The organism is Aeromicrobium chenweiae, assembly GCF_003065605.1.
GTDB classification, from domain to species: Bacteria; Actinomycetota; Actinomycetes; order Propionibacteriales; family Nocardioidaceae; genus Aeromicrobium; species Aeromicrobium chenweiae.
Genome location: NZ_CP026952.1, coordinates 1,694,772 through 1,717,598 on the forward strand (window position 1 = coordinate 1,694,772; position 22,827 = coordinate 1,717,598).

Here is a 22,827-nt window from a genome sequence, read left to right on the forward strand (position 1 = left end):
CCAGTCCACCACGTGGCATGCGGCGCTCGTCACGTTCAGCATCATCGTTCACGAAGATCGAGGAGACCGCCATGGCGGACACGACACCAGCCAAGAAGGCGCCGAGCAAGAAGGCTTCCGGCGCCGCGAAGAACGCGACCGCGACGCCCCAGCAGGTGCGCCGGGTGGCCGTCATCGGCGGCAACCGCATCCCGTTCGCCCGCTCCAACACGGTCTACACGGACGCCTCGAACCAGGAGATGCTGACCGCGGCCCTCGACGGGCTCGTGGACCGCTTCAACCTGCAGGGCGAGCGGGTCGGCGAGTTCGCCGCCGGTGCCGTCCTCAAGCACAGCCGTGACTTCAACCTCGCCCGTGAGACCGTCCTCGGGTCGAGGCTCTCGCCCGACACCCCGGCGTACGACGTCCAGCAGGCGTGCGACACCGGCATCCAGGCCGCCGTCCTGGTCGCCAACAAGATCGCCCTCGGCAAGATCGAGGTCGGCATCGCCGGCGGCTCGGACACCACATCCGACGCCCCGCTGGCCATCGGCGACAAGCTGCGCAAGATCCTGCTCGAGGCCAACCGGGCCAAGGACGCCAAGGGACGCCTCGCGGCGTTCGCCAAGATCCGTCCGGCGTACCTCGCACCCGACCAGCCGCGCAACGCCGAGCCCCGCACCGGCCTGTCGATGGGTGACAGCCAGGCCATCACGACCAAGGAGTGGGGCATCACCCGCGAGGCGCAGGACGAGCTCGCGGTCACCTCGCACCGGAACCTCGCGAAGTCGTACGACGAGGGGTGGCAGGACGACCTGGTCACGCCGTTCCGCGGCGTCACGAAGGACAACAACCTGCGTCCCGACTCCAGCCTGGAGAAGCTCGCGAAGCTGAAGCCGGTCTTCGGCAAGTCGTTCGGCGACGAGGCCACGATGACCGCCGCCAACTCCACGCCGCTGTCCGACGGCGCGTCGGTCATGCTGCTGTCGTCCGAGGACGAGGCGGCGAAGAACGGCTGGACGCCCGAGGCGTTCTTCGTCGACTACGAGACCGCCGCGGTCGACTACGTGTCGGGCGCCGAGGGCCTGCTGATGGCTCCGGTCTACGCCGTGCCGCGCATGCTGGAGCGCCAGGGCCTCACGCTGCAGGACTTCGACTACTACGAGATCCACGAGGCGTTCGCCGGCCAGGTGCTGACGACCCTCGCGGCGTGGGAGGACCCGCAGTTCTGCAAGGAGAAGCTCGGCCTGGACGAGCCGCTCGGCTCGATCGACCGCAGCAAGCTCAACGTCAAGGGCTCGTCCCTCGCCGCGGCGCACCCGTTCGCCGCGACCGGTGGACGCATCGTCGCCAACCTGGCCAAGCTCCTGCACGAGAAGGGCGAGGGCAGCCGCGGCCTGATCTCGATCTGCGCCGCCGGCGGTCAGGGCGTCGTCGCGATCCTCGAAGGAGCCTGACCCGCTCCCGATTTGCGGGGTTCTGCACCGGATCGCGGACGCGAAACCGTGCAGAACCCCGCAGATCTGGGCTGGGGTGCGTCAGGAGCGGCCGCGGGCCATCGCGACGGCGGCGACGCTCATGAGCGACTTGACCTCGTCGAACGGGACCGAGTCCGTGACGGGCAGCCCGGCGTTGTGCTTGCGGACGGTGAGCTGCAGGTTCACCAGGTTCAGGACGCCGAGGGCCTGGGTGTAGAAGATGTTCGCCAGCAGGTCGGGGTCGCGGACCACGAACTCACCGGCCTCGACACCGTCCTGGAGGATGCGCACGACATGGGACAGGCACGCGGTCATCGCGGTGCCCAGCGAGATCATGACGGCCTCGCTGACCTCCTCGAGCAGCTCGTCACCGCGGCGGCGCAGCAGCGCCTGGGCGCAGTCGACGAACGCGGGCAGGCGTGCGCCGAAGTCGAAGAACTCCGTCGTGAGGTACCCGAGGCGGGCGTCCGGCGCGGCGTCGGTGTCATCGGCCTGGGCCAGCAGGCCCTCGAGCTCCTCGAGGTAGCTGACCAGTGTCTCGGCGAACAGCTCCTCCTTGCCGGAGAAGTGCCGGTAGATGATCGCGCGGTTGATGCCCACGGCCTGAGCGATGTCCTCGATCTGCGCGTCGCGCACACCGCGTTCATCGAACAGGGCGCGGGTGGCTTCGAGGATCTCCCTCTTGCGCTCTGCGCGGCGTTCCGAGACTGCCATGGAGAACAGTTTAGAGCGCTTTGTCGTGGGTGGGTCGTAGGCTCGTAGCCATGAGGTCTGTAGGGGAGCTGCGGCGCCAGGTGGCGCCCATCGAGGTCGTGTCCGAGTACCAGCCGGCGGGCGACCAGCCGGCTGCCATCGCGGAGATCTCCAAGCGCATCCAGGGCGGCGTCCAGGACGTCGTCCTGCTGGGCGCGACCGGTACCGGAAAGACGGCCACCACCGCGTGGCTCGCCGAGCAGCTGCAGCGCCCGATGCTGGTGATGATGCCCAACAAGCTGCTCGCGGCGCAGTTCGCCAACGAGCTGCGCGAGCTGCTGCCGCACAACGCGGTGGAGTACTTCGTCTCCTACTACGACTACTACCAGCCCGAGGCGTACATCGCGCAGAGCGACACCTACATCGAGAAGGACTCCTCGATCAACGAGGAGGTCGAGCGGCTGCGGCACAGCGCCACCTGGTCGCTGCTAACCCGCCGCGACGTCATCGTGGTCGCCACGGTGTCGTGCATCTACGGCCTCGGCTCGGCGCAGGAGTACCTCGAGCGGATGATCGGGTTCAAGGTCGGCGAGGAGCTGCCCCGCGAGCAGCTGCTGCGCACGCTGGTGCAGGCGCAGTACGTCCGCAACGACGTCGCCAGCACCCGCGGCACCTTCCGGGTCAAGGGCGACACCGTCGAGATCTTCCCGGTCTACCAGGAGATGGCCGTGCGGGTGGAGTTCTTCGGCGACGAGATCGAGCGGCTCATGACGCTGCACCCGCTCACCGGCGAGGTGCTCAGCGACGACAAGGAGCTCTACGTCGGTGCCGCGACGCACTACGCCGCGGGCAACGACACGATGCACCGCGCGATGCGCACGATCGAGATCGAGCTGGAGGAGCGTCTCGCCGAGCTCGAGGGCGAGGGCAAGCTGCTGGAGGCGCAGCGCCTGCGCATGCGCACGACGTACGACCTGGAGATGATGCAGCAGGTCGGCACGTGCTCCGGCATCGAGAACTACTCGCGCCACATGGACGGCCGCGGACCGGGCACCCCCGGCAACTGCCTGCTCGACTACTTCCCCGAGGACTTCGTGCTCGTGGTCGACGAGTCGCACGTGACGATCCCGCAGATCGGCGCGATGTACGAGGGCGACATGTCTCGCAAGCGCTCGCTGGTCGAGCACGGCTTCCGGCTGCCGAGCGCGATGGACAACCGGCCGCTGAAGTGGCCCGAGTTCCTCGACCGCATCGGCCAGACCGTCTACCTGTCGGCGACCCCCGGCACGTACGAGATGGAGAAGGTCCAGGGCGACGTCGTCGAGCAGATCATCCGCCCGACCGGGCTCATCGACCCCGAGGTCATCGTCAAGCCGACCAAGGGCCAGATCGACGACCTCATCACGCAGATCCGCGGCCGGGTCGAGCGCGAGGAGCGCGTCCTGGTCACGACGCTGACCAAGAAGATGTCCGAGGACCTCACCGACTACCTGCTCGAGGCGGGCATCCGCACCCGCTACCTGCACAGCGAGGTCGACACCCTGCGCCGCGTCGAGCTGCTCCGCGAGCTGCGCATGGGCGAGTACGACGTGCTGGTCGGCATCAACCTGCTGCGCGAGGGCCTCGACCTCCCCGAGGTCAGCCTGGTGGCGATCCTCGACGCCGACAAGGAGGGCTTCCTGCGCTCGCAGCGCTCGCTCATCCAGACCATCGGCCGCGCGGCGCGCAACGTGTCGGGCCAGGTCATCATGTACGCCGACCGGATCACCGACTCGATGGCGTGGGCGATCGAGGAGACCAACCGTCGCCGCGAGAAGCAGGTGGCCTACAACACCGAGCACGGGATCGACCCGACGCCGCTGCGCAAGAAGATCGGCGACATCACCGACATGCTCGCGCGCGAGGACGCCGACACCGCGAACCTGCTGGCCGCGACCGGCGACAAGCGACGCAAGGGTGCCGCGGTGCCGCTGGGCCAGCACACCGCCGACCTGGCGAACCTGCCGTCGGGTGAGCTCGCCGAGCTCATCGAGCAGCTCAGCGAGCAGATGCGCGCCGCCGCCGCGGAGCTGCAGTTCGAGGTCGCCGCCCGGTTGCGCGACGAGATCGGTGACCTGAAGAAGGAGCTGCGCGGCATGATCGAGGCAGGCGTCTGACCCATCGGGCAGGATGTCCGTGTGACTGACGTCCTGGAGAACGACCGCGTACGTGCCACGATCGACCCGACCCGGGGTGCGAGGCTCACCAGCCTGGTGATCGACGGGCTGGAGCTGCTCGCCCGTGCCGAGGACCAGAGCGTCGACCCGGCGATCGCCGATGGCTGCTTCCCGATGGTGCCGTGGGCGGGACGGATCCGCGACGGCCGGCTGACCACGCCCGACGGCGTGCAGCAGCTGCCGGTGTCCGACGACGGCAACGCCCTGCACGGGCTCGGGCACGTCGAGGCCTGGGACGTCGTGGGGCAGGGCGAGTACCGCCTGGCGCTGGGCAGCCCGTGGCCGACCTCCGGCACCGCCTCCCTGACCTACCGGCTGCTCGACGACGGCCTGCGCATCGAGCTGTCCTGGGACGACGGCACCGACTCGCCGTGCTCGATCGGGCTGCACCCGTGGTTCGCGCGCACCCTGGCGACCGGTGAGCAGGTCGTCCTGTCGTTCGATCCCGAGGCCATGGTCGAGCGCGGGGACGACGGCCTGCCCACGGGACGACTGGTCGACCCGTCGCCAGGTCCGTGGGACGACTGCTTCCGCGTCGCCGGGTCGCCGGTGCTGACCTGGCCGGGTGCCGTCCAGCTGCGACTGAGCTCCGGCTCGCCGTGGTGGGTCGTCTACTCGCAGCCGCAGTCCACGATCTGTGTCGAGCCGCAGACGGCGCCGCCCGACGCCTTCGACCACCCGTCCCTGCAGCCGGCGGACGGCTGGCCGCACGCCGTCTGGTTCGAGCTGCAGGCCGGCCGCTGATCGTCGCGACGCGCCGATGTGGGCCAGACTGGACGTCGTGAACCACGTCATCGAGAACGCGCGCATCCGTGCCGAGATCGACCCGTCCCTCGGCGCCCGGCTCCACCAGCTGACGATCGACGGCCTCGAGCTGCTCGGTCCCGACGGCTGCTTCCCGATGGTGCCGTGGGCCGGCCGCATCCGGGACGGCCTGCTGCACGTGAACGGCGAGACCCACGAGCTGCCCAGGGCGGCCGACGGCAACGCGATCCACGGCCTCGGTCGCAAGGTGGAGTGGGAGCACGTGGGCGACTCGGTCTTCCGCCGGCACATCGGCGCCCCGTGGCCCACCGAGGGCACGGCCGAGCTGCGCTACACGCTGCTGGACGACGGGCTGCGCGTGGAGCTGGGCTGGGACGACGGCAGCGACCTGCCCTGCTCGATCGGCCTGCACCCGTGGTTCAAGCGGCGGCTGGCCACCGGTGAGGACGTCGACATCTCCCTGGACATCGACGAGATGGTCGAGCGTGGCGCCGACGGCCTGCCCACCGGCCACCTCGTCGCCCCCAAGGAGCAGCCGTGGGACGACTGCTTCCGGCTCGGCTCGTCGCCCGTCGTGACCTGGCCCGGCGCGCTGCAGCTGACCCTGTCCGCGTCCACCCCGTGGTGGGTCGTGTTCACCGAGCGCGAGCACCTGGTCTGCGCCGAGCCCCAGACGGCGCCGCCGGACGCCTTCGACCACCCGTCGCTGCAACCGGGCGGCGCATGGCCGCGCCACCTCTGGTTCGAGATGCGGGCCGCCGTGGCGACGGATCGGCGCGCTTCCTGACACAATGGGTCGCGGAGGGGAGTATTCCCTGATCGCAGTGCCGTCATCACGGTGACTCCCAGCAGTCACCCGGTTCTGCGGGCCGCATCCCCGGCGGAAGAGACCTCCGGCGCAGCGACGACCGGAGGTCCAACCCGTGTTTCTTCCCCTCGCCGAGCAGGCGGCCCGAGACGAGACGATCGGCATGTCCGTCTCGCAGACCGAGTGGATCGTGACGATCAGCGTCACGATCGCGGTGCTGCTGTTCGACATCATCATCGTGTCCCGCCGACCGCACGAGCCCACGCTCAAGGAATGCGCGGTCTACCTCGCGGGCTACGTGGGCCTCGCCATCGCGTTCGGCATCTGGGTCATGGTGCACCACGACGTGAAGCCCGGCCCGGGCGAGAAGGGTGGCGACTTCGGGCTGCAGTTCTTCGCCGGCTGGCTCACCGAGTACAGCCTGTCGATCGACAACCTGTTCATCTTCTTGATCATCATGGCCAGCTTCAAGGTGCCGCGGAAGCTGCAGCAGGAGGCCCTGCTGGTCGGCATCGTCATCGCCCTGATCTTCCGCGGCATCTTCATCGCGATCGGCGCCGTGGCGATCGAGAACTTCTCCTGGATCTTCTACCTCTTCGGTGCGTTCCTGCTGTGGACCGCGTACACGCTCGTGAAGGACAAGGACCACGACGACGACGGGGAGAACGCCGTCGTCCGGTTCGCCCGCCGGTTCTTCAACGTCAAGGAGGAGTGGCACGGCCTCAAGCTGTTCATGAAGGAGAACAAGAAGACCTACATCACCCCGATGTTCCTGGTCATCTTGTCGCTCGGCACCACCGACCTGCTGTTCGCACTGGACTCGATCCCGGCGATCTACGGCCTGACGCAGGAGCCGTACCTGGTCTTCACGGCGAACGTCTTCGCCCTGATGGGACTGCGCCAGCTGTACTTCCTGCTCGGGGACCTGCTGACCCGGCTCATCTACCTGTCGCAGGGCCTCTCGGTGCTGCTGGCGTTCATCGGCGTCAAGCTCGTGCTGCACGCCCTGCACGAGAACGAGCTGCCGTTCATCAACGGCGGCAACCACGTCGAGGTGCCGGAGATCCCCACCCTCGTCAGCCTGGGCGTGATCATCGGCGTCCTGGCGGTCACCGCGATCGTGAGCCTCACGGTGTCCTCGCGTCGCGAGCGTGCCGGGCTGACGGCCGACGGCCAGCCCAAGTCGGGCGGCTCGGACGACAGCCAGCACTGACCGTCAGACGCGACGCGCCCCCGGCCACCACTCGGTGACCGGGGGCGCGTTCGTCCGCGTCACTCCCCGAGGGAGTCGACGTCCTTGAAGCTGCTGTCGCCCTGGCCGGTCATCCGGTTGATGGTGTAGGTGATGGCCCACAGGATGATGCCGATGACCATGAGCCCGGCCGCGATCTCGTAGACGATGGAGTCCCGCTCCACCCAGGGGCCGGCGAGGAACAGGCACAGGACCGCGCCGAGCACGGGCAGCGGGCCGGGGGAGCGGAAGACCGTCTCCACGTGGTCGTGCCGCTTGCCGCGCAGCACCATGCACGCGATGTTCACGACCGCGAACACGCACAGCAGGAGCAGGGACGTGACGGTCGCGAGGTTGACGACGATGTCGCTGTCCGGGTCCTGGCGGACGTAGAAGATGAGGGCCAGCGCGAGCAGCGTGGTGAACAGGATGCCGGCCCACGGCGTGCGCCGGCCCGGCAGCACGACACCGAGCTGACGGGGGAGCACGTCCTGGCGCGCCATGCCGTAGATGAGCCGGCTGGCCATCAGCATGTTGATCAGCGCGGTGTTGGCGACCGCGAACACGGCGAGGAACGGGAACACGCGGTCGACCGGGAAGTCGGGCAAGCCGACGGACACCACGGACAGCAGCGCCCGGTCCCCGTTGTCGTTGATCTCGCGGATCTGGTTCGAGGTCAGGACGCTGACGACCGAGACGGCCACCAGCATGTAGAGGATGACCGCGATCCCGAGACCGGTCAGCATCGTGCGCGGGAAGATCTTCTTCGGGTTCTCGACCTCCTCGACCATGTTGACGGCGTCCTCGAAGCCGACCATCGCGAAGAACGCGATCGAGGTGGCCCCGGTGACGGCGAGGAAGATGCCCTTGTCGTTGGCGTCCTCGAAGACCGTGATCCGGCTCAGGTCGCCGTCGCCCCTCGCGATGACGTAGAACCCGACGCCGATGACGATGAGCAGCGCGGTGATCTCGACCAGGGTCAGCACGACGTTGAACTTGACGCTCTCGCCGACCCCCCGCAGGTTGATGAGGGCCAGCAGCACCATGAACAGCATCGCGATGGTGGTGATCGTGCCCTCGCCGACACCTCCGTCGATCCAGCCGTTGATCTCCAGCCCGTCGGTCAGGAACCCGGCGAGGGTCGCTGACGCGGTCGAGGCGCTCGTGATGCCGGAGCAGACCACGGCGAACGCCACGAGGAAGGTGACGAAGTGGATGCCGAACGCCTTGTGCGTGTAGAGCGCCGCACCGGCCGCCTGCGGGTACTTCGTCACGAGCTCGAGGTAGGACAGTGCCGTGATGGTGGCCACGATGAAGGCGAGCAGGAACGGCAGCCACACGATGCCGCCGACGTTGCCTGCCATCTCGCCGGTGACGGCGTACACGCCGGCGCCGAGGATGTCGCCGACGATGAACAGCAGCAGCAGCTTGGGCCCCATGACCCTCTTGAGCTCGTTCGGCTGCCCGGATTCCGTGGTCTCGGTGCTCATGAAACCCCCTGATCAACGCGTGCCTGAGGGCGACGCTTTCGTCTCACCCTGTACCGGCTGACCTGCCGGCGCAAGGCAGCCGTGTAGTTTCGTGTGCGTGGTTGATGTCAAGGGGAGAGTCCGTCGCTGGGTCGGCCGCATGCTGGTCAAGCGCATCCAGAAGAACGGGATCGACCTCAGTGCCTTGTCGTTCATCCCCGAGCTGACGAAGGTTCCGCTGCAACGGGACGTGATGGATCCGTTGCCGCAGCTCGCCGAGTGGCGCGCGACGGAGCCGATGCGCAAGCTCGAGCTCCCCTTCACGTTCACGGCGTACCTCGTGACCGGCTACGACGAGGCGCGCACGGTCCTGACCGACCGCGACAGCTACAGCAACGACATCCGTCACCTGTTCCACGGCGACGGGCCGGCGACCGCGGACGACATCGGCGGCCTCGGCTTCACCGACCCGCCGCTGCACACCCGGCTGCGCAAGATCGTGACGCCCGAGTTCACGATGCGTCGCCTGGCCCGGCTCGAGCCGATGATCACCGAGTTCGTGGACGCCCAGCTCGACGCGCTGGAGGCCGAGGGGCCCGGCGCCGACCTCTGCAAGGCCGTCGCGTTCCCGATCCCGTTCCAGACGATCTGTGCGCTGCTCGGCCTGGACTACGCCGACAGCCAGGCGTTCGCGAAGCTCGGCAGCGACCGGTTCGACGCGACCAACGGCGGTGCGGCGGCGTTCGGCGCGGTCTCCGACCAGCGCAAGTTCCTGTTCGAGGCGGTGGCCCGCCAGCGCAAGTCTCCCGGACCCGGCCTGCTGGGCCAGATCATCCGCGACGAGGGCGACACGATCTCCGACTTCGACCTCGCGGGGCTCGCCGACGGCGTCTTCACCGGCGGCTTCGAGACCACGGCCGGCATGATCGCGCTCGGCACGATCGTCCTGCTGCGCGACCCGGAGCACGCCGAGCTGATGCGCCGGGGCGATCCGGCCGACGTGGACCGCATCGTCGAGGAGCTGCTGCGCTACCTCTCGGTCGTGCAGGTCGCGTTCCCGCGGTTCGCCAAGCGGGACATGGAGCTGTTCGGCACCCACGTCAAGGCCGGCGACGTCATCCTGACCTCGCTGGCCGGCGCCAACCGCGACCCGGGATCGGCGGGGGAGGACCCCGACGGGTTCGACCCGTTCCGTGCGCCGTCCAGCGGCCACCTCGCGTTCGGCCACGGCATCCACCGCTGCATCGGTGCCGAGCTGGCTCGCATGGAGCTGCGGATCGCGCTGCCGAAGCTGTTCCAGCGGTTCCCGGAGCTCTCGCTCGCGACGCCGCAGCACGAGCTCAGCTTCCGCCAGCTCTCGTTCGTCTACGGCGTCGACGAGCTCAAGGTCAACTTCTAGGTTTTCCCCTAGGGTGTCGCCATGACCGCGCCCGCCGACACGCGTGCCCGTATCGAGGCGTGGTTCGACGACCACGGCCTGCCGTACTTCACCGGGGATCACGCAGACACCGTCGAGGGCTGGCTGTCGAGCAAGCGCATCGTGGCGGCCCTCGTGCTGATCATCGCCGTGTCGATCGCCGCCGGCGTCGCGGTGGGCGCGGTGTGGGCCGAACAGGGCTCGGTCGGGACGTTTGTCGGCGTGGTGGTGTTCCTCGCGCTGCTCGGCCTGTTCGCCGGGCGGCTGCTCCGCATGGGGACGATGCTGCGGTGGGCGGCACGCCGGACCTTCGGCTCTCTCGGCCTGATGTTCCCCCTGCTGACGCGGGCGCTGCCGCTCCTGCTGCTGGCCGTGACGTTCCTGTTCATCAACGCCGAGGTGTGGCAGGTCGCGGCCCTGATGTCGCGGCACGTCCTGTGGCTGGCGGTCCTGTTCTTCGCGGCCATCGCGGTCGTGTTCCTGCTCGCCCGGCTGCCCGAGGAGGTGCGTCAGGTCGAACGCGACGTCGTCGGCCCACGGGTCGCCGAGCGCTGCGTGGGCACGCCCGCCGAGGACGCCGCCCGATCGGTCACCACGGAGCCTGCGGACCTGCCGCGCTTCGCCCGGGCCAACCTCGTGCTGGTGCTGCTGTTCAACCAGGCCATCCAGGTGCTGCTGCTGACCCTCGGCCTGTTCGCGTTCTTCGTGGTGTTCGGGTCGCTGACGATCCCCGACGGGACCGTGGAGGCATGGACGGGGGAGGGCGTGACCACGCTGCCGTCGTCCCTCGGCCAGCACATCCCGCTCACGAACGAGCTGTTCCAGGTGGCGGTGTTCCTCGCGGCGTTCTCCGGCCTGTACTTCACCGTGTATGCCGTGACCGACGAGACGTACCGCTCCCAGTTCTTCGCCGGCCTGTCCGCCGAGCTCGAGCAGGCCGTCGCCGTCAACGCGGTGTACGTCTCCCTGCCGCACGAGATGAGCCCCCACTAGAACACCTGTTCGACTCGGCGTACTCTGGGGGAGTGAATCCGAACGGGACGAGGAACGGCAGGCCGCTCGCGGCCGGCGACCCGTACGCGGTCCCGGTGCCGCAGCCGCCGCCGGTCTATCACGTGTGGGTCAACCTCTCGAACCTCACGACGCAGATCGCGCAGGAGTACCCGGGCCTCGTGCTCGGCTGGCGTCGTTCGTCGGACGGCTACGAGGCGCAGGTCGTCTACATCATCCCGGGCAAGACGCAGCGGCACAGTGACGCCTCGCAGATCGCCTGGCTGCCGGCCAGCAAGCTCAAGCCCCGGGAGTGACCGCGGCTGTCGGGCGTACGTCCTACGGTGAGGTCATGACCCTCAGCACGTACGAGTCCCGGCACATCGCGAGGACGATCGCCCGCGACGCGGCCAGCGTCTACGCGTACGCCTCCGACCCGCGGAACCTGCCCGCCTGGGCGGCCGGGCTCAGCACGACGATCTCGCTGGTCGAGGGCGAGTGGGTCGCGGAGTCCGACCTCGGACGCATCACCGTCGAGCTCGCCCCGGACAACTCGTTCGGCGTGCTCGACCACACCGTCACGCTGCCGGACGGCACCCGCGTCCACAACCCGCTGCGGGTCGTGCCGAACGGCGACGGCTGCGACGTCGTCTTCAGCCTGTTCCGGCTGCCCGGCGTAGACGATGCGGCGTTCGAGGCCGACGCGGCCGCCGTCGCCGCCGACCTGGAGACGCTCAGGACCGTGCTGGAAGCCGCTTCAGCAGCAGGATGACCCCCCACCCCGATGTGCGGACGTCTGCACCGAATGGGGCCGTCAGAACCGTGCAGGGCTCCGCAAATCTGGGCGGGACCCCTCGCGCGGCGAACAGGTGGATCGCCTCGAGCACCGCTGCCAGCGCGGTCGTGAGGGCCAGGACGAAGGTAGGGCCGCCGATCGCGCGGTACACGCGGTAGTACTGGTCGTCGTCGTAGCGGCGCCAGCCTTCGATCACCACCCAGACCGAGAGCAGCCCCAGGGGGATCAGCGGCAGGAGTGCGGCGGGTCCGAGCACGGACCAGGTGTGCTTAGCCGTCGCGGCCACGACCGCGAACAGGGCCAGCGCGGTGCGGTCCCTGTCGGGCCGTTCCCGATAAGCTCAACTGATGACCTCTGGGCGAAGCCGAGTCAACCAGGCTGTTCTGCGCACACAAACAGTGACGGGCGGATTCTTCTGTGTGGGCCTCCTGGTCCTCGCCATTGTGAGCGCCGCGGACGGAGAGCGCATCATCACCGTTGTCAGTCTGGTGGGAGCAGTCGGAGCGGCGTTCCTGGTGAGATACTCACTGCGGGTGGCGCGCGATTCTTCTGACTGAAGTGTTCGCCTGGGGGGGATCCGCGTGTCCTCACAGCGTCAGAAGGTGATGTCATCGGGGTCGAGGTCGACCCTCAGGCGGCGAACAGGTGGATCGCCTCGAGCACCGCTGCCAGCGCGGTCGTGAGGGCCAGGACGAAGGTAGGGCCGCCGATCGCGCGGTACACGCGGTAGTAGCGGTCGTCGTCGTAGCGGCGCCAGCCTTCGATCACCACCCAGACCGAGAGCAGCCCCAGGGGGATCAGCGGCAGGAGTGCGGCGGGTCCGAGCACGGACCAGGTGTGCTTGGCCGTCGCGGCCACGACCGCGAACAGGGCCAGCGCGGTGCGCTCCCACGCGAGTGTCGTCCGCTCGTCGCTCGGCACCGGGGCATCGGACCGGCCGTCGGCGGGTCGCGGCATGCTCATGGCCTCGTCCTCACAGCCACGCGATGATCAAGATGGCGGAGATGCCGACGAGGGCCAGCACGAGCAGCGCCCCGAAACCGATCGGTGGCATCGGCTCGCGGCGACGCATCGAGCGTTCGACGAGTCCCCACCGGACCCAGGAGACCAGCGCGGTGACGACCGCGAGGATCAGCAGGGTCATCGCGATGGCCTTCTGCTGCTGCGACGAGATCGACAGGTCGACCACGTCGAGCGCGACCCCGGCGGCGAGGAGGGCGAGCGCGGTGCGGACCCAGGTCAGGAAGGTGCGCTCGTTGGCCAGGCTGGAGCTGTAGTCGGGGTCGTCGCCCTGGCCGTAGACCCAGTGAGGTCGGCGGTGCCTTCTCTCACGCATCCGTCCAGTGTCACCCAGGCGGCAGCGTCAGGCCCGGGGCGAATGGCCCGGCCGGCGATGAGGGTTTCCGGCAGCCCCAGCAGCCCCTAACCCTCATCTTCCGTCCGCCCCGGCGGGGAAGATGAGGATTTCCGGTAGCCCCAGCAGCCCCTAACCCTCATCGTCGGTCCGCCCCCGGGGCAGCGGCGGGTCACCAGCCGCGGGCGCGCCACTCGGCGAGGTGGGCGTGCGCCTGAGAATCTGCGGCCCCTGTGGCCATGGCAACATGCGGATGTTGACCCGAACCGCCACTACAACGGACCTCGGCCACAAGGAGAGTGAAGAATGGGCAGAATGCGGATACCTGGCAGAACCACCAGCCGCCTGATGTCGGGTCTGGCGGGGCGTGAAGTCGTCCTCATCGAGGGCCTGGAGGTCTCGCCTGGTGCGCAGTTCAAAATCACTTTCATCTCGTGGAGCGACAAGCGAAGACAAGGTATTTGGTTTGGCACTGAGGGTTTGCTGGAATTCCCAGACACAGGTCTGACTTCGCCTCAGATGACTTTGTGGACCGATACCGCTCCGGCGGAGTTTCAGATAGACGTGTTGGAGACCGATGGGCTTCTGCGCTTCTACAACATCTGGGATGAGGGCGAGGGCAGAGGGTCAGAATCGCTGGTCGACTATTCCGGGATGGTCGTCGATCACGATGGCGGTGTAGCAACGTACCGGTGCCAGGACTTTGGTCGAGAACCGCACTTCTCCTCGCTTGCGTTCACCATGGAGTCTCTACGCTGACTCGGCAGGCGGTCGTCGTGTCCGTCACGTCCGTTCGCTGACTGCCGCCAGAACGAACTCTTCGTCAGAAGACTGTGTTCTGAGCCATCGGCGATAGCAGCGGGATAACCTCAACCGCCGACGGCAAGACCACCCTGCTCAACTCCTCACGTCGTCGATTGGCGTTGAACGACGGCTACCAGCCGCGCTCGCGCCACTCCTGCAGGTGCGGGCGCTCGGCGCCGAGGGTGGTGTCGTGGCCGTGGCCGGGGTGGACGTCTCTTACCCCCGTGTGAGCCGCGAACGATGATGCTGTCATGAAGGCTCGGTGGTGGCGGGGGACTGCGCTGGCGTTCGCCTTGCTCGTACTGCTGGTGATGGCGGGCTTAGCATTCGCGCTGTACGCCGCGTGGTGGGCGTTCTGGAACCTGATGCCACGCGGCGCTTGAGGCTTACCAGCCGCGAGCGCGCCACGCCGCGAGATTTGGCCTCTCGTCTCCAAGGCGTATGAGATCGTGGCCGTGGCCGGGGTAGACGTGGGTGTCGTCGGGGTAGGCGCCGAAGATCTTGGTCTCGACCTCGTCGATCAGCGTCGTGAAGTCCTCGGGCGCCCAGGTCTTGCCGACCCCGCCCGGGAAGAGGGAGTCACCGGTGAACAGGTGCACGATGCCGTCCGGGTCGTCGTACGCCAGGACGATCGAGCCGGGGGTGTGGCCGGCGACCTCGATGACCTCGAGCTCGCAGGAGCCGACCCGGACGCGCGCGCCCGTCTGGACGCGGACGTCGACGGGCACGGGGAGCTCGTCGGCGTCGCGCTCGCCGGCGACGGTCTCGGCGCCGGTGCGCTCGACGATCGTGGCCAGGGCCTGCCAGTGGTCGCCGTGCCGGTGGGTGGTGACGACCCGGGCCAGTCCGTCCGCGCCGATGAGCTCGAGCAGGCGCTCGTACTCGGCCGCAGCGTCGATGAGGACCTGCTCGCCGGTCAGGTTGCAGCGCAGCAGGTAGGCGTTGTTGTTCATCTCGCCGACCGCGATCTTGGTGATCATCAGGTCTCCCGCGACCTGCACGTCGGCGGGACCGCCGACCTCGACTTCTCCGGTGTACGTCATGGGGCCAGCCTGCCAGATCGTCCGCCCCGCCAGGGGTGTGACCAGTGCGACCCCGGTCCTCGGAAGGAAACTGTCGGACCCCGTCGTTACGATGACAAGGGCAGAATTCTGCCCGCAACCACGACCTCTACAGGGGAACCAGTGACCGATCGCCTCGTCATCCGCGGCGCACGAGAGCACAACCTCAAGGACGTCTCGCTCGACCTCCCGCGCGACTCCCTCATCGTCTTCACGGGGCTCTCGGGCTCCGGCAAGTCGTCCCTGGCCTTCGACACGATCTTCGCCGAGGGCCAGCGGCGCTACGTCGAGTCCCTGTCGGCGTACGCCCGACAGTTCCTCGGCCAGATGGACAAGCCCGACGTCGACTTCATCGAGGGCCTGTCCCCGGCCGTCTCGATCGACCAGAAGTCCACGAGCCGCAACCCGCGCTCGACCGTCGGCACCATCACCGAGGTCTACGACTACCTCCGTCTGCTCTACGCCCGCGCGGGCCGGGCGCACTGCCCCCAGTGCGGTGAGCCGATCGCCCGGCAGACGCCGCAGCAGATCGTCGACCGCATCCTCGCCGGCGAGGAGGGCACCCGGTTCCAGGTGCTCGCGCCGGTCATCCGTGGCCGCAAGGGCGAGTACCTCGAGCTGTTCCGTCAGCTGCAGTCGCAGGGCTACAGCCGCACGATCGTCGACGGCGAGGTGCACATGCTGGCGGACGAGCCGCCGAAGCTCACCAAGCAGAAGAAGCACACGATCGACGTCGTGGTCGACCGCCTGCAGGTCAAGAAGTCCCAGCAGCAGCGGCTGACCGAGTCCATCGAGACCGCGCTCGAGCTGGCCGACGGTCTCGTGATCATCGACTACGTCGACCTCGACCCGAAGGACGAGAACCGCACCCGTCGCTTCTCCGAGAAGCTCGCGTGCCCCAACGACCACCCGCTCGAGGTCGACGAGCTCGAGCCCCGCTCGTTCTCGTTCAACGCCCCGTTCGGCGCGTGCCCCGAGTGCCACGGCATCGGCACCCGCATGGAGGTCGACCCCGAGCTGGTCGTCCCCGACGACGCGAAGTCGCTCAACGAGGGTGCCGTCGTGCCGTGGGCCTCCGCCCAGGTCGCGGACTACTTCTCCCGGCTCATCGGCGCGCTCGCCGACGAGCTGGGCTTCTCCGCCGACACCCCCTGGGGCGACCTGTCCGCCGAGGTGCAGGACGCGATCCTGCACGGGCACCCGACGCAGGTCCACGTCCGCTACAAGAACCGTTACGGACGGGTGCGCTCGTACTACACCGAGTTCGAGGGCGCGATCGAGTACCTCGAGCGCCGGCACGCCGAGACCGAGTCCGAGACCAGCAAGGAGCGCCTCGAGGGCTTCATGCGCGAGGTCCCGTGCCGGGTCTGCAAGGGCACCCGGCTCAAGCCGGTCATCCTGGCGGTGACCCTGAACTCGGAGAAGTACGGCGCCAAGAACATCGCCGAGGTCTGCGCACTGTCCATCGCCGAGGCCGCCGACTACCTCGCGACGCTCGAGATGAGCGACCGGGAGCGGCAGATCGGCGAGCGCGTCCTCAAGGAGATCAACGAGCGCCTGCGCTTCCTGCTCGACGTCGGCCTCGACTACCTCGCCCTGGACCGGGCCGCCGGCTCGCTGTCCGGCGGTGAGGCCCAGCGCATCCGCCTGGCCACCCAGATCGGCGCGGGTCTCGTCGGCGTCCTGTACGTCCTGGACGAGCCGTCGATCGGCCTGCACCAGCGCGACAACCAGCGCCTGATCGAGACCCTCATCCGGCTGCGCGACCTGGGCAACACGCTGATCGTGGTCGAGCACGACGAGGACACGATCCGTGCGGCCGACTGGGCCGTCGACATCGGCCCGGGTGCCGGCGAGCACGGGGGACAGGTCATCGTCTCCGGCCCGGTCAAGGAGCTGTACGAGAGCAAGGACTCCCTGACCGGCCAGTACCTCTCGGGCCGCAAGGTCATCCCGCTGCCGGAGAAGCGCCGCGAGCGCACCCCCGGCCGCGAGCTCGTCGTGAAGGGCGCCAAGGAGAACAACCTGCGCGACATCGACGTGGCGTTCCCGCTCGGCATGTTCGTCGCCGTCACGGGCGTCTCCGGCTCGGGCAAGTCCAGCCTGGTCAACGACATCCTCTACACCCAGCTGGCCCGCTCGATCTACGGCGCGCGGACCATCCCGGGGCGTCACCGCACGATCACCGGGCTCGACCAGGTCGACAAGGTGATCCACGTCGACCAGTCGCCGATCGGTCGCACCCCGCGGTCCAACCCGGCGACCTACACCGGCGTCTTCGACCACGTCCGCAAGCTGTTCGCGCAGACGCCCGAGGCCAAGATGCGCGGCTACCAGCAGGGACGGTTCTCGTTCAACGTCAAGGGCGGGCGCTGCGAGGCGTGCTCCGGCGACGGCACGATCAAGATCGAGATGAACTTCCTGCCGGACGTCTACGTCCCGTGCGAGGTCTGCCACGGCGCTCGCTACAACCGCGAGACGCTCGAGGTGCTCTACAAGGGCAAGTCGATCGCGGACGTGCTCGACATGCCGATCGAGGAGGCCGTCGAGTTCTTCGAGGCGATCCCGGTCATCGCGCGGCACCTGCGCACCCTGGTCGAGGTCGGGCTCGGGTACGTGCGCCTGGGCCAGCCGGCCACGACGCTGTCCGGTGGTGAGTCGCAGCGCGTGAAGCTGTCGGCCGAGCTGCAGAAGCGGTCCACCGGTCGGACGGTCTACGTGCTGGACGAGCCGACCACGGGCCTGCACTTCGAGGACATCAGCAAGCTGCTGGGCGTCCTGCAGCGCATCGTCGACACGGGCAACTCGGTCATCGTCATCGAGCACAACCTCGACGTCATCAAGACCGCCGACTGGGTGGTCGACATGGGTCCCGAGGGTGGAAGCGGCGGCGGTCTGCTGATCGCCGAGGGCACGCCCGAGGACGTCGCGAAGAGTGCCGAGAGCCACACCGGGCGGTTCCTGAAGCCCCTGCTTGCCTGACTCCCGGTAGATTGGGTCCATGGCCGGCGGACTCTTTGCACTGCTCGACGACGTTGCTGCGATCGCACGGATCGCGGCGGCGTCGGTGGACGACGTCGGCGCTGCCGCCGGACGCGCCAGCGTCAAGGCCGCCGGTGTCGTCGTCGACGACACCGCGGTCACCCCGCAGTACGTCCAGGGGGTCGCGGCCAAGCGCGAGCTGCCGATCATCAAGAAGATCGCGGTCGGGTCGCTGCGCAACAAGCTGCTGTTCATCCTGCCCGCGGCGCTGCTGCTGAGCCAGTTCCTGCCGTGGCTGCTGACGCCCCTGCTGATGGTGGGCGGCACGTACCTGTGCTTCGAGGGCGCCGAGAAGATCTGGGAGCGGGTCAGCGGCCACCACGAGAAGACCGAGGAGCCGGTCGCCCAGCTGGACGCCGAGCACGAGGCCACGATGGTGTCCGGCGCGATCCGCACGGACTTCATCCTGTCCGGCGAGATCATGGTCATCGCCCTCAACGAGGTCACCGACGAGCCGTTCCTCGCCCGCGCGATCATCCTGGTCGTGGTCGCGATCGCGATCACCCTGCTCGTCTACGGCGTCGTCGCCCTGATCGTCAAGATGGACGACGTCGGCCTCCACCTGACCCAGCGGTCCGCGAAGGCCGTGCAGAAGATCGGCCACGGACTGGTGAAGTTCATGCCGGTGCTGCTGGCGATCATCTCCACCGTCGGCATCGCCGCGATGATCTGGGTCGGCGGACACATCATCCTCGTCGGCGTCGACGACCTGGGCTTCCACCCGCCGTACGACTTCGTGCACCACCTCGAGGAGGACGTGCACCACGCGCTCGGCTCGATCGGCGCGGTCGCCGGCTGGCTCACCAACACCGTCGCGTCCGCCCTGATCGGCCTCGTCTGGGGCGCGATCGTCGTCGCGATCTGGCACGTCGTTCCGCGTCCGGGAAAGCACGCGACCGACCACGCCTGACTGTCACCACCGGGCCGTAGGCTTGGGGCGTGGCAGATCCAGCAAGCTATCGTCCGGCGCCGGGGGAGATCCCCACCGAACCCGGGGTCTACCGCTTCCGGGACGCCGAGCGCAGGGTCATCTACGTCGGCAAGGCCAAGTCGCTCCGGCCCCGGCTGAGCTCGTACTTCCAGGACATCTCCAACCTGCACCCCCGCACGCAGCAGATGGTGATGACGGCGTCGTCGGTCGAGTGGACGGTCGTCAGCACCGAGGTCGAGGCGCTCGCGCTGGAGTACTCCTGGATCAAGGAGTTCGACCCGCGGTTCAACGTCAAGTACCGCGACGACAAGTCCTACCCGTGGCTGGCCGTGACCGTCGGCGAGGAGTTCCCCCGGGTCACCGTCATGCGGGGTGCGCAGCGCAAGGGGGTGCGCTACTTCGGCCCCTACGGTCACGCGTGGGCGATCCGCGACACGGTCGACACCCTGCTGCGGGTGTTCCCGATGCGGTCGTGCTCGGCCGGCGTGTTCCGCCGGGCCAAGGCCATCGGCCGGCCCTGCCTGCTCGGTGACATCGGCAAGTGCGCGGCCCCGTGCGTCGGACGGGTGAGTCCGGAGGAGCACCGGGAGATCGTCAACGACTTCCTGGCGTTCATGGGCGGGCAGACCGCCGGCTTCACCAAGCGCATCGAGACCAAGATGCTCGAGGCGTCGGCCCGCGAGGAGTACGAGCTCGCCGCCAAGCTGCGCGACGACCTCGGCGCCCTGCGACGGGTGCTGGAGAAGCAGACCGTGGTCCTGGGCGACGGCACCGACGCCGACGTGCTCGGCTTCGTCGAGGACCCGCTCGAGGTCGCCGTGCAGATCTTCTCGGTCCGCGGGGGCCGCATCCGCGGTCAGCGCGGTTGGGTCGCGGAGAAGGCCGACGAGGCCGAGTTCCCCGAGCTGGTGCAGCGCGCGCTCATGACGCTCTACCAGGACTCCGCGCCGTCCGCGATCCCGCGCGAGGTGCTCGTGCCGGTGATGCCCCTGGACACGGCGACGATCACCGAGCTGCTCAGCGAGCGTCGCGAGGGCCCGGTGCGCATCCGCGTGCCGCAGCGCGGCGACAAGCGCGCCCTCATGGAGACCGTCACGCAGAACGCCAAGCAGTCGTTGATGCGGCACAAGATGAAGCGCACGTCCGACCTGACCGCGCGCAGCCTCGCGCTGGAGGAGATCCAGGAGGCGCTCGACCTGGAGACGGCACCGCTGCGGATCGAGTGCTACGACATCTCCAACCTCGGCGCGACCGAGACCGTGGCATCGATGGTCGTGTTCGAGGACGGCCTGCCGCGCAAGTCCGAGTACCGCCGCTTCACGATCCGCAACGAGGGACAGAGCGACGTCGCGGCGATGCACGAGGTCATCACGCGGCGCTTCACCCAGCTGCTCCGGGCCCGCGACGAGAACGACGACGAGGGTCCGGGCATCGATCCCGAGACCGGCAAGCCGCGCCGCTTCGCGTACAAGCCGTCCCTGGTCGTGGTCGACGGCGGCCCGCCGCAGGTCGCCGCCGCGCACCAGGCGATGGAGGAGCTCGGCGTCACGGACGTCGCACTCGTCGGCCTGGCCAAGCGACTGGAGGAGGTCTGGCTGCCCGAGGACGAGGACCCGATCATCCTGCCGCGCACCAGCGAGGGCCTCTACCTCCTGCAGCGGCTGCGCGACGAGGCGCACCGGTTCGCGATCACGCACCACCGCGGACGGCGCAGCAAGTCGATGATCGAGAGCGTCCTCGACCCGGTCGCGGGTCTCGGCCCGACCCGGCGCAAGGCGCTGCTCAAGACGTTCGGATCGGTCAAGAAGCTGCGGGCGGCCACGGCCGAGGAGATCGCCACGGTCCCGGGCATCGGCCCGGCTACGGCACAATCGATCGTGGAGGCGCTCGCAACCGGCGAGAGCGCACCTGCGATCAACACGGCGACCGGCGAGATCCTGGAGGACAGTTGACCACCCTCAGCCAGCTGGTGCTGGTCACCGGCATGACCGGTGCCGGACGCGGCTCCGCCGCCAAGGTCCTCGAGAAGCTCGGCTACTACGTCATCGACAACCTCCCGCCGTCCCTGTTGCAGGGGGCCGTCGACACGGTGCAGAAGTCCGGCATCGCGCGGCTCGCGGTCGTCGTGGACGCCCGGTCACGGCTGTTCTTCGGCGAGCTCATGGAGGCGCTGGAGTCGCTGCGCGAGATCGGCGTCGACACCCGCATCCTCTACCTCGAGGCCTCCGACGAGGTGCTGGTGCGCCGGCAGGAAGCCGCCCGGCGACCGCACCCGCTCAGCCGCGAGGGACGTCTGCTCGACGGCTTCGAGCGCGAGCGTGAGCTGCTGCGCCAGCTGCGGGGGCGCGCCGACATCGTGGTCGACACGACCAACCTCAACGTCCACCAGCTCGGCCAGCGGGTCCACGCCGCGTTCGAGGACGCGGACTCCGGCGGCCTGCGGGCGTCCGTCGTGTCGTTCGGCTTCAAGTACGGCATCCCGATCGACGCCGACATGGTCGCCGACCTGCGCTTCCTGCCCAACCCGTACTGGATCGGCGACCTCCGTCCGCTCAGTGGTCTCGACCTCCCGGTCAGCGAGTACGTCCTGCGCCAGCCCCGGGCCGAGGAGTTCCTCACCCAGTACGAACGGCTGGTGGCCCTGCTCACCGACGGCTACCTGCGCGAGGACAAGCACTTCCTGACCATCGCGATCGGCTGCACCGGCGGGCGGCACCGCAGCGTCGCGATGTCCGAGGCGTTCGCCGAGCGGCTGAGGTCCCAGGGCGTCCGGACGCTCGTGGTGCACCGTGACCTGGGGCGCGAGTGATCCCGCGGACCCCGCGACCCGCCCGCCCTGAGCGCTTCGAGGGCGACCTGAAAGTGGTCTCCCTCGGCGGGGGACACGGACTGGCGGCCAGCCTCTCGGCGCTGCGCCGGCTGACGACCGAGCTGACGGGCGTCGTCACGGTGGCCGACAACGGCGGCTCGTCCGGCCGCCTCCGCGAGGAGCTGGGCGGGCTCCCGCCGGGCGACCTGCGCATGGCACTGGCGGCGCTGTGTGGCGACGACGAGTGGGGACGGACGTGGGCCAGCGTGCTGCAGCACCGGTTCGCCAGTGCGGGCCCGCTCAACGGCCACGCGGTCGGCAACCTGCTCATCGCCGCCCTGTGGGACCAGCACGAGCACGTCGCGGGTCTCGACCTGGTCGGTGACCTCCTGGGCGCGCAGGGCCGGGTGCTGCCGATGGCCTCGGTGCCGCTCGACATCGAGGCCGACGTGCGCCTGGCGTCCGCGCCGGACCACCTGACGGTGGTCCGCGGGCAGGTGCAGGTCGCGAGCGTGGACGGCCAGGTCGTGACCGTCCGGCTCGACCCGGGGGACCCGCCGGCCTGCCCCGAGGCGGTCGCGGCCGTCGACGCCGCCGACTGGGTGGTCGTGGGGCCGGGCTCGTGGTTCACCAGCGTGATGCCGACGCTGCTGGTGCCGGAGCTGCGGGACGCGCTCATCTCCACCCCTGCGCGGCGTGCGCTGGTGCTCAACCTGACCGAGCAGCACGGTGAGACGGAGGGCCTCAGTCCGACCGACCACCTCGAGGTCCTGGCGGCCCACGCGCCCGAGCTGCGCCTCGATGCCGTCATCGCCGACACGAGCCTCGTTGACACGCGTGGCACGCTGGAGGCAGCCGCACGGTCCATGGGCGCCACGCTGTTCGTCTCGGACCTCGCGGTCAGCCCTGGCTCCGATCAGCACGACCCCGCACGTCTCGCAGCCGCATTCGGACACGTGATGAGACGGGCGTAAAGTAACTATT

General features: G+C 68.9%; 21 protein-coding genes. 15 read left to right on the plus strand and 6 right to left on the minus strand.

Going from position 1 to position 22,827, the window contains the following annotated elements; genetic code table 11:
- Positions 1-71 precede the first annotated feature (71 nt).
- The gene (locus tag C3E78_RS08105; protein WP_199906970.1) at positions 72-1,436 is read left to right on the plus strand and encodes an acetyl-CoA C-acetyltransferase; all 1,365 of its coding nucleotides are present in this window, start codon (positions 72-74) and stop codon (positions 1,434-1,436) included.
- An 81-nt stretch (positions 1,437-1,517) separates the two neighbouring features.
- On the opposite strand, the gene C3E78_RS08110 is transcribed toward C3E78_RS08105, so the two are convergent.
- A complete protein-coding gene (locus tag C3E78_RS08110) occupies positions 1,518-2,171 on the minus strand; it encodes a TetR/AcrR family transcriptional regulator (protein ID WP_108577810.1) in 654 nt (217 codons plus the stop codon).
- A 50-nt stretch (positions 2,172-2,221) separates the two neighbouring features.
- On the opposite strand from C3E78_RS08110, the gene uvrB reads away from it, so the two are divergent.
- From uvrB to C3E78_RS08130, 4 genes are all read left to right on the plus strand, one after another.
- The gene (gene uvrB, locus C3E78_RS08115) at positions 2,222-4,306 is read left to right on the plus strand and encodes an excinuclease ABC subunit UvrB (protein ID WP_108577811.1); all 2,085 of its coding nucleotides are present in this window, start codon (positions 2,222-2,224) and stop codon (positions 4,304-4,306) included.
- Positions 4,307-4,327: 21 nt separating this feature from the next.
- Positions 4,328-5,110, plus strand: a complete 783-nt coding sequence (locus C3E78_RS08120) for an aldose 1-epimerase (protein WP_159085844.1) — start codon at positions 4,328-4,330, stop codon at positions 5,108-5,110.
- 37 nt (positions 5,111-5,147) lie between these two features.
- On the plus strand, positions 5,148-5,918 hold the full coding sequence (locus C3E78_RS08125) for an aldose 1-epimerase (protein WP_159085845.1): 771 nt from the start codon (positions 5,148-5,150) through the stop codon (positions 5,916-5,918).
- A 136-nt stretch (positions 5,919-6,054) separates the two neighbouring features.
- Positions 6,055-7,152, plus strand: coding sequence for a TerC family protein (locus C3E78_RS08130; RefSeq protein ID WP_328591577.1), 1,098 nt, complete (start codon positions 6,055-6,057; stop codon positions 7,150-7,152).
- 59 nt (positions 7,153-7,211) lie between these two features.
- Here C3E78_RS08130 and C3E78_RS08135 read toward each other — a convergent pair whose 3' ends face one another.
- Positions 7,212-8,660, minus strand: a complete 1,449-nt coding sequence (locus C3E78_RS08135; protein ID WP_108577814.1) for an APC family permease — start codon at positions 8,658-8,660, stop codon at positions 7,212-7,214.
- A gap of 97 nt (positions 8,661-8,757) precedes the next feature.
- Between C3E78_RS08135 and C3E78_RS08140 the strand changes: the two genes are divergently transcribed.
- Genes C3E78_RS08140 through C3E78_RS08155 form a run of 4 tightly spaced genes read left to right on the plus strand, consistent with a single transcriptional unit; the run spans position 8,758 to position 11,818 of the window.
- The gene (locus C3E78_RS08140; RefSeq protein ID WP_108577815.1) at positions 8,758-10,038 is read left to right on the plus strand and encodes a cytochrome P450; all 1,281 of its coding nucleotides are present in this window, start codon (positions 8,758-8,760) and stop codon (positions 10,036-10,038) included.
- Positions 10,039-10,059: 21 nt separating this feature from the next.
- Positions 10,060-11,049, plus strand: a complete 990-nt coding sequence (locus C3E78_RS08145) for a hypothetical protein (RefSeq protein ID WP_108577816.1) — start codon at positions 10,060-10,062, stop codon at positions 11,047-11,049.
- A gap of 32 nt (positions 11,050-11,081) precedes the next feature.
- Positions 11,082-11,363: a hypothetical protein gene (locus tag C3E78_RS08150; protein ID WP_108577817.1), complete on the plus strand. Its 282-nt coding sequence runs from the start codon at positions 11,082-11,084 to the stop codon at positions 11,361-11,363.
- A 35-nt stretch (positions 11,364-11,398) separates the two neighbouring features.
- Entirely contained in the window at positions 11,399-11,818 is a 420-nt protein-coding gene (locus C3E78_RS08155; protein ID WP_108577818.1) for an SRPBCC family protein, read from the plus strand.
- Here C3E78_RS08155 and C3E78_RS08160 read toward each other — a convergent pair.
- From C3E78_RS08160 to C3E78_RS08170, 3 genes are all read right to left on the minus strand, one after another.
- On the minus strand, positions 11,781-12,128 hold the full coding sequence (locus tag C3E78_RS08160; protein ID WP_108577819.1) for a hypothetical protein: 348 nt from the start codon (positions 12,126-12,128) through the stop codon (positions 11,781-11,783). The genes C3E78_RS08155 and C3E78_RS08160 overlap by 38 nt on opposite strands.
- Before the next feature lie 344 nt (positions 12,129-12,472).
- Positions 12,473-12,805: a DUF202 domain-containing protein gene (locus C3E78_RS08165; protein WP_108577820.1), complete on the minus strand. Its 333-nt coding sequence runs from the start codon at positions 12,803-12,805 to the stop codon at positions 12,473-12,475.
- Positions 12,806-12,815: 10 nt separating this feature from the next.
- Positions 12,816-13,178 (minus strand): YidH family protein, encoded by a 363-nt coding sequence (locus tag C3E78_RS08170; protein ID WP_108577821.1) that lies wholly within the window; start codon positions 13,176-13,178, stop codon positions 12,816-12,818.
- 324 nt (positions 13,179-13,502) lie between these two features.
- Here C3E78_RS08170 and C3E78_RS08175 point away from each other — a divergent pair, with 324 nt between their 5' ends.
- The gene (locus tag C3E78_RS08175) at positions 13,503-13,955 is read left to right on the plus strand and encodes a hypothetical protein (protein ID WP_108577822.1); all 453 of its coding nucleotides are present in this window, start codon (positions 13,503-13,505) and stop codon (positions 13,953-13,955) included.
- A 431-nt stretch (positions 13,956-14,386) separates the two neighbouring features.
- Here C3E78_RS08175 and C3E78_RS08185 read toward each other — a convergent pair whose 3' ends face one another.
- Positions 14,387-15,043 (minus strand): MBL fold metallo-hydrolase, encoded by a 657-nt coding sequence (locus C3E78_RS08185; RefSeq protein WP_108577823.1) that lies wholly within the window; start codon positions 15,041-15,043, stop codon positions 14,387-14,389.
- A gap of 141 nt (positions 15,044-15,184) precedes the next feature.
- On the opposite strand from C3E78_RS08185, the gene uvrA reads away from it, so the two are divergent.
- From uvrA to C3E78_RS08210, 5 genes are read left to right on the plus strand one after another with little or no spacing between them, the layout of a single operon-like run.
- Positions 15,185-18,043, plus strand: a complete 2,859-nt coding sequence (gene uvrA, locus C3E78_RS08190) for an excinuclease ABC subunit UvrA (protein ID WP_108577824.1) — start codon at positions 15,185-15,187, stop codon at positions 18,041-18,043.
- A gap of 19 nt (positions 18,044-18,062) precedes the next feature.
- Positions 18,063-19,013, plus strand: a complete 951-nt coding sequence (locus tag C3E78_RS08195; protein WP_108577825.1) for a DUF808 domain-containing protein — start codon at positions 18,063-18,065, stop codon at positions 19,011-19,013.
- A gap of 29 nt (positions 19,014-19,042) precedes the next feature.
- A complete protein-coding gene (gene uvrC / locus C3E78_RS08200) occupies positions 19,043-20,986 on the plus strand; it encodes an excinuclease ABC subunit UvrC (RefSeq protein WP_108577826.1) in 1,944 nt (647 codons plus the stop codon).
- On the plus strand, positions 20,983-21,843 hold the full coding sequence (gene rapZ / locus C3E78_RS08205; protein WP_108577827.1) for an RNase adapter RapZ: 861 nt from the start codon (positions 20,983-20,985) through the stop codon (positions 21,841-21,843). The genes uvrC and rapZ overlap by 4 nt, the downstream gene beginning before the upstream one ends.
- Positions 21,840-22,817, plus strand: coding sequence for a gluconeogenesis factor YvcK family protein (locus C3E78_RS08210; RefSeq protein ID WP_108577828.1), 978 nt, complete (start codon positions 21,840-21,842; stop codon positions 22,815-22,817). The genes rapZ and C3E78_RS08210 overlap by 4 nt, the downstream gene beginning before the upstream one ends.
- Positions 22,818-22,827 lie beyond the last annotated feature (10 nt).